General features: G+C 70.5%; 12 protein-coding genes. 7 read left to right on the top strand and 5 right to left on the bottom strand.

Annotated features, from left to right (window positions below):
- Nucleotides 1-90: 90 nt before the first annotated feature.
- Both A3CE_RS0131780 and A3CE_RS0131785 read right to left on the bottom strand, forming a co-directional pair.
- Nucleotides 91-1,191 (bottom strand): C40 family peptidase, encoded by a 1,101-nt coding sequence (locus tag A3CE_RS0131780; protein ID WP_020644144.1) that lies wholly within the window; start codon nt 1,189-1,191, stop codon nt 91-93.
- Between the two features lie 59 nt (nt 1,192-1,250).
- The gene (locus tag A3CE_RS0131785) at nt 1,251-2,213 is read right to left on the bottom strand and encodes a nucleoside hydrolase (protein WP_020644145.1); all 963 of its coding nucleotides are present in this window, start codon (nt 2,211-2,213) and stop codon (nt 1,251-1,253) included.
- A gap of 52 nt (nt 2,214-2,265) precedes the next feature.
- Here A3CE_RS0131785 and A3CE_RS0131790 point away from each other — a divergent pair, with 52 nt between their 5' ends.
- The 3 genes from A3CE_RS0131790 to A3CE_RS0131800 are packed head-to-tail and all read left to right on the top strand — an operon-like array spanning nt 2,266 to nt 3,578.
- Complete coding sequence (locus tag A3CE_RS0131790) at nt 2,266-3,021, top strand: acyltransferase (RefSeq protein WP_020644146.1); 756 nt, start codon at nt 2,266-2,268, stop codon at nt 3,019-3,021.
- Nucleotides 3,022-3,041: 20 nt separating this feature from the next.
- Nucleotides 3,042-3,191 (top strand): hypothetical protein, encoded by a 150-nt coding sequence (locus tag A3CE_RS57495; protein WP_020644147.1) that lies wholly within the window; start codon nt 3,042-3,044, stop codon nt 3,189-3,191.
- Nucleotides 3,192-3,221: 30 nt separating this feature from the next.
- Nucleotides 3,222-3,578, top strand: coding sequence for a DUF6234 family protein (locus tag A3CE_RS0131800; RefSeq protein WP_245589619.1), 357 nt, complete (start codon nt 3,222-3,224; stop codon nt 3,576-3,578).
- 10 nt (nt 3,579-3,588) lie between these two features.
- On the opposite strand, the gene A3CE_RS0131805 is transcribed toward A3CE_RS0131800, so the two are convergent.
- Both A3CE_RS0131805 and ilvA read right to left on the bottom strand, forming a co-directional pair.
- Nucleotides 3,589-4,155, bottom strand: a complete 567-nt coding sequence (locus A3CE_RS0131805) for a riboflavin biosynthesis intermediates N-glycosidase (protein WP_020644149.1) — start codon at nt 4,153-4,155, stop codon at nt 3,589-3,591.
- Nucleotides 4,156-4,175: 20 nt separating this feature from the next.
- Nucleotides 4,176-5,432, bottom strand: coding sequence for a threonine ammonia-lyase IlvA (gene ilvA / locus A3CE_RS0131810; protein WP_020644150.1), 1,257 nt, complete (start codon nt 5,430-5,432; stop codon nt 4,176-4,178).
- A gap of 87 nt (nt 5,433-5,519) precedes the next feature.
- Here ilvA and A3CE_RS0131815 point away from each other — a divergent pair, with 87 nt between their 5' ends.
- Nucleotides 5,520-6,017 (top strand): SigE family RNA polymerase sigma factor, encoded by a 498-nt coding sequence (locus A3CE_RS0131815; RefSeq protein WP_020644151.1) that lies wholly within the window; start codon nt 5,520-5,522, stop codon nt 6,015-6,017.
- Nucleotides 6,014-6,997 carry a hypothetical protein gene (locus A3CE_RS0131820; protein ID WP_020644152.1) on the top strand — a complete coding sequence of 328 codons (984 nt, stop codon included), beginning with the start codon at nt 6,014-6,016 and terminating at the stop codon, nt 6,995-6,997. The genes A3CE_RS0131815 and A3CE_RS0131820 overlap by 4 nt, the downstream gene beginning before the upstream one ends.
- Here the strand turns inward: A3CE_RS0131820 and A3CE_RS0131825 are convergent, their stop codons facing one another.
- A complete protein-coding gene (locus A3CE_RS0131825; protein ID WP_020644153.1) occupies nt 6,998-8,422 on the bottom strand; it encodes a short-chain fatty acyl-CoA regulator family protein in 1,425 nt (474 codons plus the stop codon).
- Between the two features lie 229 nt (nt 8,423-8,651).
- Here A3CE_RS0131825 and aceA point away from each other — a divergent pair, with 229 nt between their 5' ends.
- Nucleotides 8,652-9,953, top strand: a complete 1,302-nt coding sequence (aceA, locus tag A3CE_RS0131830; protein WP_020644154.1) for an isocitrate lyase — start codon at nt 8,652-8,654, stop codon at nt 9,951-9,953.
- A 94-nt stretch (nt 9,954-10,047) separates the two neighbouring features.
- Complete coding sequence (gene aceB, locus A3CE_RS0131835) at nt 10,048-11,694, top strand: malate synthase A (RefSeq protein ID WP_020644155.1); 1,647 nt, start codon at nt 10,048-10,050, stop codon at nt 11,692-11,694.
- Nucleotides 11,695-11,790 lie beyond the last annotated feature (96 nt).

The following is an 11,790-nucleotide window of genomic DNA, read 5'->3' on the forward strand; positions in this document are numbered from 1 at the left end:
CGGCCAGCGGGTCCCCACTGCAACGCGTACTGACCGGCAAGAACAAGCGACATCGAATCACGGCCGATGTTGCGTCAGCTGCAATAAAGCCTAATTCGTCGGACGGCCCGCCCCCGCGTAGTCGTCGCCGTCCCTGCGGTACGAGTGGACCTGCACCGCCTGGCCGGTCTGCGGCGCATCGATCATCTGCTGGTTGCCGATGTAGAGGCCGACGTGGTGGATCTTCGTCGCCGGCTCGCCGTAGAAGATCAGGTCGCCCAGCTGCGGGTCGGTCACGTGCGGGACGCTCCGGAACTGCGTGTCGGCCGTGCGCATCAGCTTGACGCCGGCGCTTCCGTACGCCGCCGTCGTCAAGCCCGAGCAGTCGAAGCCCGGGTCGTTGCCGCCGGTGCCGTTGCCGCCCCAGATGTAGGGGAGGCCGATCTTGTCGATGGCGAAGTTCACTGCGCTCAGCACCGCCGCGTTCGGCGCCGCCGAGCCCTGGCCGACCGTGCCGTAGACGTTCACCGTGGCCAGCGTGCGGTGCAGGAACAGCGGCGCCGGCTGCAGCGCGCTGACCGAGTTCCACCACACCTGGCCCTGGGACAGGTCGTGACCGTCGGCGCAGAGCGCGCGGCCGGTGGTCAACGCGGCGTCGTCGATATTTTGGACATCGGGCTTCCCGCCCGACGCGCTCGCCTGGTACTTCCCCCAGATCGCCGGGGACAGCTGCATCGGCCCGGCCGCGTTCGCCGTGGAAACGACCTTGTTGTAGAAGTCGCGCACCTCGATCGTGCCGAGCGGCTTGTCCAGCACGCCGGTGGTGCCGAGCTGCCCGCCCTGCGCCCGGCCGTGATCCGTCGTCACTTTTCCGACCGCGGCCAGCGTGACCCACGAAAGGTGACACCCGGGGACGTCCTTGCCGAGTTTCGTCGTCGCCTTCGCGTAGCCGACCATCGCGCGCAGCGGGACGTCGAGCCACTGGCTGGTCTTGGACGCCCACGCGTCGAACTCGCTCGCATCCGGCACCTTCGGCGGCGCCGAGGCCGGCGCTGCGGTCTGCGGCGAGGTCCGTGGCGTGCTCGTCGGCGACTTGGGCGGCGTCGACGTGACCGTCGCGGCGGCGTTCGTGGTTTCCTGCTGCTTCGGCGCGAGCAGGACGCCGGTCACCAGCGCGGCCGCGACGACGACCACGGCGGCGATCACCACCACGGGCTTGCGGCGACGGGGTTCTCCGGCCGTCTCCTCCAGGACGCCCTCGGGCTCCTCGCTCACCGGGCGGCCCCGGTCAGCCGGTCGAGGACGAAGCCGCGCAGGCCGTCGAGATCGGTGTCCACGGCCACCTCGATCGGCCGGCCGGGCACGAACTGCGGATCGTCTTCGCCGAGCCGTCGCCGGTCGACCAGGGTCTGCCCGCGGGCCGGGCCCAGCCCGCAGTCGACGTCGACGCGGTAGGTCTCGGTGCGCAGGATGCCCGGCGAGATCGCCTCGGCGACCGCGACCGCGTCGTGCATGACCATCCGGTCTTCGCCGAACACGCGCGTGTAGTGCTGCCGGTAGGTCGACGTCAGTCCTTCGAGCGTGGCGCCGACCGGCCCCGACGCCGCGAGCTTCGCCAGCCACTCGCCGTCGACGGCGCAGCGGTGCGTCAGGTCCAGCGGCACCAGCACGACCGGGACGTCCTCCTCCACCAGCACGCGGCGTGCCGCTTCGGGGTCGCTCCAGATGTTGAACTCGGCGGCGGTCGTGCTGTTGCCGAACGTCACCCCACCGCCCATGATCACCAGCCGCGCGATCTTCGCCGCCGCGCCCGGGTGCGCCGCGAGCAGCGCGGCGATGTTCGTCAGCGGCCCGATCGGCGCGATGGTCACCGGCTCGTCCGACGCTTCGAGGATGTCCAGCATCAGGCGGACGGCGTCGCGCTCGTCGAGGGGCCGGGTCGACTCGGGCAGCGTGGAGGAGTGGCCCGACAGGCCGTCACCGCCGTGGACCGCTTTCGCGTCACGCGGCTTGGAGTACACCAGCGGCCGCGTAGCCCCGGCCGCCACGGCCACGTCGGCGCGGCCGAACAGCTCCAGCAGGCGCCGCGCGTTGGACGTCGTGCGCTCCAGCGGGACGTTGCCGAAAACCGACGTCACGCCGAGCAGGTCGACGTCCGGGGACAGCGCCGCCAGCGCGATCGCCAGCGCGTCGTCGACGCCCGGGTCGGTGTCGATGATCAGCTTCGTGCCCATCCAGCTCCCCTTGCCTGCGAACCCGTCCCGCACACAGGTTACGGTCACGGGCATGACGTCGATGTGGGGTGCGCCCGCGCTGTCGCGGGTGCGGGCCTGGCGCAGCGCTCGCCGCGACCCGCGGCAGGCGAAGTTCCTGACCGCCGACTCGCTGCGCTGGGTACTGCGCAACCGCGCGTACACGCCCTGGTACCTGGTCCGGTACTACCGGCTGCTCAAGTTCCGGCTGGCCAACCCGCACATCATCCTGCGGGGGATGCTCTTCCTCGGCAAAGACGTCGAGATCCACTGCCGCCCCGGGTACGGGCGGCTGGAGATCGGCCGCTGGGTCCACATCGGCGACGGCAACGCGATCCGTTGTCACGAGGGATCGTTGCGGATCGGCGACAAGTCCGTGTTCGGCCGCCAGAACGTCATCAACTGCTACCTCGACATCGAGCTCGGCGCGGCCACGCTGGTCGCCGACTGGGTGTACATCTGTGACTTCGATCACGTCATTTCGGACATCCACGTGCCGATCAAGGACCAGGGCATCGTGAAGTCGCCGGTGCGGATCGGGCCGGACACCTGGCTCGGCACCAAGGTCAGCGTGCTGAAGGGCACCCGCATCGGCCGCGGCAGCGTGCTGGGCGCGCACTCGGTCGTCCGTGGTGACATTCCGGACTACTCGATCGCGGTCGGCGCGCCGGCCCGGGTGGTCCGCAACCGCGAGGACGACTACGCGGCCGACGCCGCGCGTCGCGAGGCTGTCGCGGACATGGCGCGGAAGGCCAACAAAGCGCTCCAAAAGACGCTCGGCGACCAGTAGCGGGCGGCCATACTGGCCCGGTGGGGGAGAACCGGGCCGTCCTGACGTCGGCTGTGCTCGCGTTGTTCGCCGTGGTCCTGCTGCTCGTCGTCCCGTTCCTGGTGCTGCTCGGGTTCCTCGGCCACTGCGTCGAGCACAGCGGCGGCACCAACGAATGCCCGGGCGGCTGACCCGTGTGGCGCGACTTCCGGGACGTGGCCGTGTCCGCCCTGCTCGCCGTGGGGGCGGTGACGTGGCTGGTCGTCGTTCCGCTGATGTTCGTCCAGGGCGCGCTGACGGCGGGCGGCATGGGACTGGGGCCCGGCGACCCCGCGGCGGCGAGCGGCACCTTCCGGTGGGCGTCCTGGCTCGGCGCGGGCATCCCGGTCGCCGGCGTGGTCGTTTCGGCGACCACGCGGCGATGGGGCTGGACCTGGTTCTACGGGAGCGTCGTCGTCGTGGTCGCCGTGGTGGCGGCGGTCCGGTGGGCCCAGACCCATCCCGGCCCGCCACCGCCACCGCCGCCGGAGCCGGCGCACTGCGTCGAGCGGAGCGGCGGCGACTCCGACTGTCCCTGACTTCCCGCTGCTACCGGGCCCGCAGCTGCTCGCGGACCTCCATCAGCGCGAAGCCGAGCAGGTTCAGCCCGCGCCAGTAGTCCGGCTTGGTCGCGTTCTTCTCCTCGCGGGCGAGCCCGGTGCCCCAGACGAGGTCCTTCTTGGACGCCTCGACGAGCACGGCGTCGCCGGTGCCGAGCAGGAACCGGCGCAGGTCGCGGTGGGCGCGGAACTTGGCCAGGTTGCCGTCGACGACGATGTCGAACCGGTGCCGTTCCCAGGTCGCGGCGTCGTAGTCGGCGACTTCGCGGCCGAGCACCTTCGCCGCCTTCGGGTCGGGGGTCTGCCGGATCAGCTCGGCCTTCTCGTGGTCACCGAACAGCTCCGCCTTGCCGGCCATCATGTAGTGCTCGGCGGTCGGGTAGACGACACCGCCGGCCTCGAACGGGTCGAGCCACCACTGGCTCAGGCAGCTCGCCGTCACCCGTCCCGACTTCGACGGCGTGTGGCCGTAGAACAGCAGGTACTCGGGCTCCGCACCCTCGTGGACTTTTTCGCGCAACGCCTCGACACTGCGGACCCCGTCGACCTTCACCATCCGACTAGTGGACCACGTCCTCACAGCAGGAAGTGGAACAGGGGGCTGCCGGGCTCGATCCGCTCGACTTGCAGGGGGCTCGCGTCCATCCGGGCCAGCAGTCCCGGGAGGTCGGCCGGCCGGGCGATCTCCACGCCGACCAGCGCCGGGCCCATCTCGCGGTTGGTGCGCTTGACGTACTCGAAGCGGGTGATGTCGTCCTCGGGCCCGAGGACCTGCTCGAGGAACCGCCGCAGCGCGCCGGGCTCCTGCGGGAAGCCGACCAGGAAGTAGTGCTTCAGCCCTTCGTGCATCAGCGAGCGTTCGAGGATCTCGCTGTAGCGGCTGACGTCGTTGTTGCCACCGGAGATCAGGCAGACGACCGTCTGGCCGGGCTCGACGTCGACGACCGTGCCGAGCGCCGCCGCCGCGAGCGCCCCCGCCGGCTCGGCGATGATCCCGTCGGACTGGTACATCGCCAGCATCTCGGTGCACACCGCGCCCTCGGCGACCGCGGTCAGCTCGGCGCCGCTTTCGCGGATCAGCGGGTACGTCACCGCGCCGGCCTCGCGCACGGCGGCGCCGTCGACGAACGAGTCGAGCTCGGGCAGCCGCACCGGGTGGCCGGCCTCGAGGGCCGCGGCCAGGCAGGCCGCGCCCGCGGGTTCGACGCCGACGATCCGGACCCCCTGGTGCCGCTCGCGCAGCCAGCTGCCCACGCCGGCGAGCAGCCCGCCGCCGCCGACCGGGACGATCACGACGTCCGGGACGAAGCCCAGCTGCTCGACGACCTCCAGGGCGACCGTGCCCTGGCCGGCGACCGTGCGGACGTCGTCGAACGCGGGCACCAGCGTCGCGCCGGTGCGCTGGGCGTCCTCGTTGGCCGCGGCGAAGGCGTCTTCGTACGTTTCGCCGACGACGATGACCTCGATGTGCGCGCCACCGAGCGTGGCGATGCGTTCCCGCTTCTGCCGCGGCGTGGTGCCAGGGACGTACACGCGGCCGTTCGCGCCGAGCCGCCGGCACGCGTACGCGACGCCCTGGGCGTGGTTGCCCGCGCTGGCGCAGACGACGCCGAGCTCGCGGGTCGGCTCGTCGAGCTGGACGAGGAAGTTGTAGGCACCCCGGATCTTGTACGACCGGACCGTCTGGAGGTCCTCGCGTTTCACCCAGACCCGGGCGTCCACGCGGGCCGACAGCCGGGCGCTCGGTTCCAGCGGCGTCCTGGTCACCACCCCGGCCAGCCGCTCGGCGGCCTTTTCGATCGTCGCCGCGGTCACCGTGTCGATGTCGTGCACCCCGGTGAATCTACGACTCGGGTGTCGCGGGCAACCGCCCGGGCTCCCGGGCGCATCAAAGGGGTGACGACAAGATGGGGGGCGCCGATGGACGGCGGCTTCACCGAGTACGTGACCACGAGGGCGGCTTGGCTGCGCAAGGTGGCGTACTTGCTCTGCGGCGACTGGCACCGGGCCGACGACCTGGTCCAGTCCGCGATCACCCGCCTGTACACGAACTGGCATCGCGCCAGGCGGGCGGACAACCTGGATGGGTACGCCCGCCGCACGCTGGTCAACACGTTCCTGGCGGAGCAGCGGACGTCGTGGTGGCGGCGCGTGGATTTGCGCCAAAACGACCAGGACCCACCCGCCCCCGGCTCGGACGTCGAACTGGCCCTCGACCTGCGCGCCGCGCTGGAACGTCTGCCGGCGCGGCAGCGCGCCACGGTCGTCCTGCGGTACTTCTGCGACCTGCCGGTCGCGGACGCCGCGCGGGCGCTGGGCTGCTCCGAAGGCACCGTCAAGAGCCAGACCGCGAAGGCCGTCGACACGCTGCGCGAGCTGCTGCGCGAGCCCGTCAGCATTCCGGAGGGACGACCATGACCGACCACGAACTGACCACGATGCTGAAGGACCTGGCCGACGCGCCCGCGCCGCCGCCCCGGATCGACGTCGACCGTGCTCGCCGGATCGGGGGACGCCGTCGTCGCGTGCGGACCACCGCGCTGGTCGTGGGCTCTGCCGCGGTGGTGGCGGCCGGCGGGGTGACGGCGGTGTCGGTGTTCCGGCCGTCCGCAGCACCCGCGCCGGTGGCCGTGGCGCCCGCACCGAGCCCCGCGACCGTCGTGCCGGCGCCCTTCGGCGACCCGATCGTGGCGAGGGCGAGCTTCGCCTGGCTGCCGGAGCAGATCACGGGCGTCGAGTACGCCGTCGGCGCGCACGGCGACACCACGCTGGCCATCGGCCGCGGCGAGCTGCCCCCGATGATCTGGTTGTCGATCCACGACAAGGAACCGCCCGTCCCGCGCGACCTGGGCGGACAGCCGACGCGGATCCCGGTCCGGGTCGGCGGCAGCGACGGCTACTGGCTGACGACCGACGCGAACGACCCGCTGAACCACGGCCAGAGCTACCTGCGCTGGCCGGTGCCGACCGGCCAGTGGGCCGAGCTGCACGCGTACTACCTCGCGGTCCCGGACCTGCAGCAGGTCCTGACGCGGGTCGCCGCCGACGTGCGGTTCGGGAACAAGGCGGTGCCGCTGCCGCTGCGCATCTCGAGCCTGCCGGACTCGTTCCGGCTCAGCGACGGTTACCTGACGCGCCGCCCGGACCAGGACGGCGTCCCGTGGCGGCTGGTGCTGCAGTACTCGTCGGACGGCGCGCTGGCGACGATCAACGTCTCGCCCCCCGGCGGCCCCACGGACGGCCTCGGCGAACCGGAGTGCGTGACGAAGAACGGGCTGAAGGCCTGCGTCTCGTTCAACCAGCCGAAGATCGGGGGCGTCACCGCGAAGGAGCTCCTGAGCAGGATCACGGTGCTCGGCCCGGACGAGAAGAAGTGGACCACGCACGTGATCGGGTGATCAGCTCTTCGGCACCGCCGGATAGGGGACGAAGGTGCTGGTGTTCTCGTCGACGGTGAGCTGCTTGCCGATCGTCGGGAACGCGCGCTGTGAGCACGCCGGGCGTTCGCAGACTTTGCAGCCCATGCCGATCGGGGTCGCCGCGGCGGGCTCGTCCAGGTCGAGACCGGTCGAGTAGACGAGCCGCCCGGCGTGCCGCAGCTCGCAGCCCAGGCCGACGGTGAACGTCTTGCCGGGGCTGCCGTAGCCGCCGATGTTGCGCGACACCGTGCGCGCGACCCAGAAGTAGCTCTTGCCGTCGGGCAGCGTCGCGATCTGGGTGAGGATCTTGCCCGGCTGGGTGAACGCCTCGTAGATGTTCCACAGCGGGCAAGCGCCGCCCACGCGGGAGAAGTGGAACCCGGCCGCGGACTGCCGCTTCGACATGTTCCCGGCCCGGTCCACCCGCACGAACGAGAACGGCACCGCGCGCTGCTTGGGCCGCTGCAGCGTGGACAGCCGGTGGCAGATCGTCTCGAAACCGACGCCGTAGTGGTCGCACAGCCGCTCGATGTCGTAGCGGAACCGTTCGGCCGAGGCGAGGAACGGGCCGTAGGGGAGGATCAGCGCCCCGGCGAAGTAGTTCGCCAGGCCGACGCGGGCGAGCGACCGGGCGGCCGGGCCGGAGAACGCCCACGAGTCGGCGAGCTCGGTGATCAGGTCGTCGTACTCCAGCAGCGCGATCTGGGAGGCCATCCGGAACGCCTGCTGCCCGACCCGCAGGCTCGGCGCCAGCCGCAGCACCCGGGTGGCCGGCTCGTAGCGGTGCTGCTGGCCGGCGGATTCGTCGATGCCCTCGCTGGTCACGTCGACGCCGTAGCGCTGCGAAAGGCGTTCCTTCAGGGCGCCCAGCACCTGGCCGCGCCGCAGCGGGATGTCCGCGGCCATCTTCTCGGCGCGTTCGTCCAGTTCGGCGACATGGTTCTCGCGCTCGTAGAAGAAGTCGCGGACCTCCTCGTGCGGCAGCGGCGCGGCGGCGCTGCCGTGCAGGCCCAGGCCGTTTTCCGTGGTCAGCGCGGCGGTGTTTTCGACGGCGTTGCGGTAGCTGCGGTGCAGCTTGACCAGTGCCTGGGCGATCGCCGGCAGGTTGGACGCCAGCTCGTTGAGCTCGCCGGTCGTGACGTCGATGCCGAGCACCTCGTCGAGCAGCGCTTCCTTGACATCGGCGACCAGCCGGGACGTGTCGTTGTTGGCGAAGAACTCGGTGTCGACGCCGAACGCCTGCGTGATCCGCATCAGGACGGGCACGGTCAGCGGGCGCGAGTTGTGCTCGATCTGGTTGAGGTAGCTGGGTGAGATCTCCAGCACACGGGCCAGGTCGGCCTGGCTCATCGAGCGGCTTTCGCGGAGGTGCCGCAACCGCGCGCCGGCGAAAGTCTTCTCCATTCGTGCCCTCCTTTCCGGAAGGTTTCCGGTCCTGAACGGTTACGTGAACGGTCAAGAACGCAGATTCTTGACCACTTGCGAATCAGTCGATTCGCAACCTTTGCAAAGAGCGTACGGACTCTTCGCACAAATTGGCAAATTCGCCAACTGGACCTCGTTTTCGCTGGCGTGTCAGGGTCTGGTCATGCAAGGCGAGCAATCGCAAACTTCGCAACACCGGGAGAGTCCGATGACGGAACAGGCCAAGCAGGCGGCCGCGGAGCTGGCCGCGCAGTGGGCGAGCGACCCCCGCTGGGCGGGCGTGCAGCGCTCCTACTCGGCTGAGGACGTCGTCAAGCTGCGCGGCAGCGTGGTCGAGGAGCACACCCTGGGCCGCCGCGGCGCGGAGAAGCTGTGGGACCTGCTGCACACCGAGGACTACATCCACGCGCTCGGCGCGCTCACCGGCAACCAGGCCGTCCAGCAGGTCCGCGCGGGCCTGCAGGCCATCTACCTGTCCGGCTGGCAGGTCGCGGCCGACGCCAACCTGTCCGGCCAGACCTACCCCGACCAGAGCCTCTACCCGGCCAACTCGGTGCCGGCCGTGGTCCGCCGGATCAACAACGCGCTGGGCCGCGCCGACCAGATCAGCTGGGCTGAAGGATTCAACAGCGCCAACACCGGCAGTGATGTTATTGACTGGTACGCCCCGATCGTCGCCGACGCCGAGGCCGGCTTCGGTGGTCCGCTCAACGCGTTCGAGCTGATGAAGGGCATGATCGCGGCCGGCGCCGCGGGCGTGCACTGGGAAGACCAGCTCGCGTCCGAGAAGAAGTGTGGTCACCTCGGCGGCAAGGTGCTGATCCCGACCAAGCAGCACGAGCGCACGCTGAACGCCGCGCGCCTCGCCGCGGACGTGCTGAACGTGCCGTCGCTGATCGTCGCCCGCACCGACGCGCAGGCCGCGACGCTGCTGACCAGCGACGTCGACGAGCGCGACCGGCAGTTCCTCACCGGCGGCCGCACCGCCGAGGGCTTCTACGAGGTCACCAACGGCATCCAGCCGTGCATCGAGCGCGGCCTGGCCTACGCCCAGTACGCGGACCTGCTTTGGATGGAGACCTCCGAGCCGGACCTCGAGGTGGCGCGCAAGTACGCCGAGGCGATCAAGGCGAAGTTCCCGGACCAGATGCTGGCCTACAACTGCTCGCCGTCGTTCAACTGGAAGAAGCACCTGGACGACGCGACGATCGCGAAGTTCCAGCGCGAGCTCGGCCACATGGGCTACAAGTTCCAGTTCATCACCCTGGCCGGCTTCCACGCGCTGAACTACTCGATGTTCGACCTGGCGCACGGCTACGCCCGCGAGGGCATGACCGCCTACGTCGACCTGCAGGAGCGCGAGTTCGCTTCGGAGAGCCGTGGCTACACCGCGACCAAGCACCAGCGTGAGGTCGGCACCGGCTACTTCGACAAGATCGCCACCGCGCTGAACCCGGAGAGCTCGACCACCGCGCTCAAGGGCTCCACCGAGGAAGCGCAGTTCCACTGACCCCGGCCGCGGCCTGACGACGGCACCCCCCTCCGTCGTCAGGCCGCGACCCTCCCCTTCTTCCTTCCCCGCCCACAGCTCGCGGAGGCACACCATGGTTGATCGGCTGAACTACCGCATCGAGGTCACCGGCCCGGTCGAGGGCCGGTTCGCGGAGATCCTGACCCCGGCGGCACTCGACTTCCTGGCCAAGCTGGACAACACGTTCGCCGGCCGCCGGCGCGAGCTGCTCGACGCCCGCCGCGTGCGGCGCGAGGAACTGCAGTCGGGGGAGAAGCCGCTCGGCTTCCTGCCGGAGACCAGCCGGATCCGAGACGACGAGTCGTGGCACGTCGCCCCGACTGCACCGGGCCTGGAGGACCGCCGCGTCGAGATCACCGGCCCGACCGACCGCAAGATGACGGTCAACGCGCTGAACTCCGGCGCGAAGGTGTGGCTGGCGGATTTCGAGGACGCGACGTCGCCGACGTGGCACAACGTCATCGACGGCCAGCTCAACCTGTTCGACGCGATCCGCCGCAACATCGACTTCACCACCGAGGCCGTGTCCAATGCCGCCTCCGCGGGAAAGAGCACGTCGGCGGGCAAGCACTACACGATCGGCGACGACCCCGCGACGATCGTCGCGCGGCCCCGCGGCTGGCACCTGGTGGAGAAGCACATCCGCATCGACGGCCGTCCGGTGTCGGCGAGCCTGGTCGATTTCGGGCTGTTCTTCTTCCACAACGCGCGCCAGCTGCTCGCCCGCGGCGTCGGCCCGTACTTCTACCTGCCGAAGCTGGAGAATCACCTCGAAGCGCGGCTCTGGAACGACGTCTTCCTGCTGGCGCAGCGCGAGCTGGGCATCCCACGCGGCACCATCCGCGCCACCGTGCTGATCGAGACGATCACCGCCGCGTTCGAGATGGACGAAATCCTTTACGAGCTGCGTGAGCACGCCGCCGGACTGAACGCCGGTCGCTGGGACTACATCTTCAGCATGATCAAGAACTTCGCCGCGCACGGCGCCGACTTCGTGCTGCCGGACCGCGCGCAGGTCACCATGACCGTGCCGTTCATGCGCGCCTACACCGAGCTGCTGGTGCGCACCTGCCACCGGCGCGGCGCGCACGCCATCGGCGGCATGGCCGCGTTCATCCCGAGCAAGGACCCCGAGGTCAACGCGACCGCGGCCGAGAAGGTCCGCGCGGACAAGGAACGCGAGGCCGGCGACGGTTTCGACGGCTCGTGGGTCGCGCACCCCGGCTTGGTCCCGATCTGCCGCGAGGTCTTCGACAACGTGCTCGGCGGCTGGCCCAACCAGCTCGGCAAGCTGCGCGAAGACGTCCATGTCACCGCCGAAGACCTCCTGGACGTGGCCAGCGCCGGCGGTGAGGTCACCGAGGCGGGCGTGCGCGCGAACATCAACGTCGCGCTGCGGTACGTCGACGCGTGGCTGCGCGGCACCGGCGCGGCGGCGATCCACAACCTGATGGAGGACGCCGCCACCGCGGAAATCGCGCGCTGCCAGGTGTGGCAGTGGATCCGCAACGGCACGAAGCTCGAGGACGGCACGGCGCTGACCCACGAGCTGGCGGTCGAGTTCCTGAACGACGAACTCGCGTCGGTGCGCGCCGAGCTGGGTGCGGGCAACCGCCTTGACGACGCGTACGAGATCTTCACCGAAACCGCGCTGGGCGAGAAGCTGCCGAGCTTCCTCACCACGGGTGCCTACGCGCGGTACCTCACGGACGCCCGGTAGCAGGGGCCCCGGTCGCCCCTACCTGACGAGGGGCGGCCGGATCCACACTGATTGGGATGGTGTGGTCCGGACCGGTCCGGTGACGGCGGCTCCCCG

This window comes from Amycolatopsis balhimycina FH 1894 (assembly GCF_000384295.1).
Taxonomy (GTDB): domain Bacteria; phylum Actinomycetota; class Actinomycetes; order Mycobacteriales; family Pseudonocardiaceae; genus Amycolatopsis; species Amycolatopsis balhimycina.

Coding starts and splice junctions, on each gene's coding strand:
- A3CE_RS0131820 (WP_020644152.1), top strand. CDS start 6,014: ATGACCGACCACGAACTGACCACGATGCTGAAGGACCTGGCCGACGCG.
- A3CE_RS0131790 (WP_020644146.1), top strand. CDS start 2,266: ATGACGTCGATGTGGGGTGCGCCCGCGCTGTCGCGGGTGCGGGCCTGG.
- aceA (WP_020644154.1), top strand. CDS start 8,652: ATGACGGAACAGGCCAAGCAGGCGGCCGCGGAGCTGGCCGCGCAGTGG.
- aceB (WP_020644155.1), top strand. CDS start 10,048: ATGGTTGATCGGCTGAACTACCGCATCGAGGTCACCGGCCCGGTCGAG.
- A3CE_RS0131815 (WP_020644151.1), top strand. CDS start 5,520: ATGGACGGCGGCTTCACCGAGTACGTGACCACGAGGGCGGCTTGGCTG.
- A3CE_RS0131805 (WP_020644149.1), bottom strand. CDS start 4,155: ATGGTGAAGGTCGACGGGGTCCGCAGTGTCGAGGCGTTGCGCGAAAAA.
- A3CE_RS0131785 (WP_020644145.1), bottom strand. CDS start 2,213: ATGGGCACGAAGCTGATCATCGACACCGACCCGGGCGTCGACGACGCG.
- A3CE_RS0131825 (WP_020644153.1), bottom strand. CDS start 8,422: ATGGAGAAGACTTTCGCCGGCGCGCGGTTGCGGCACCTCCGCGAAAGC.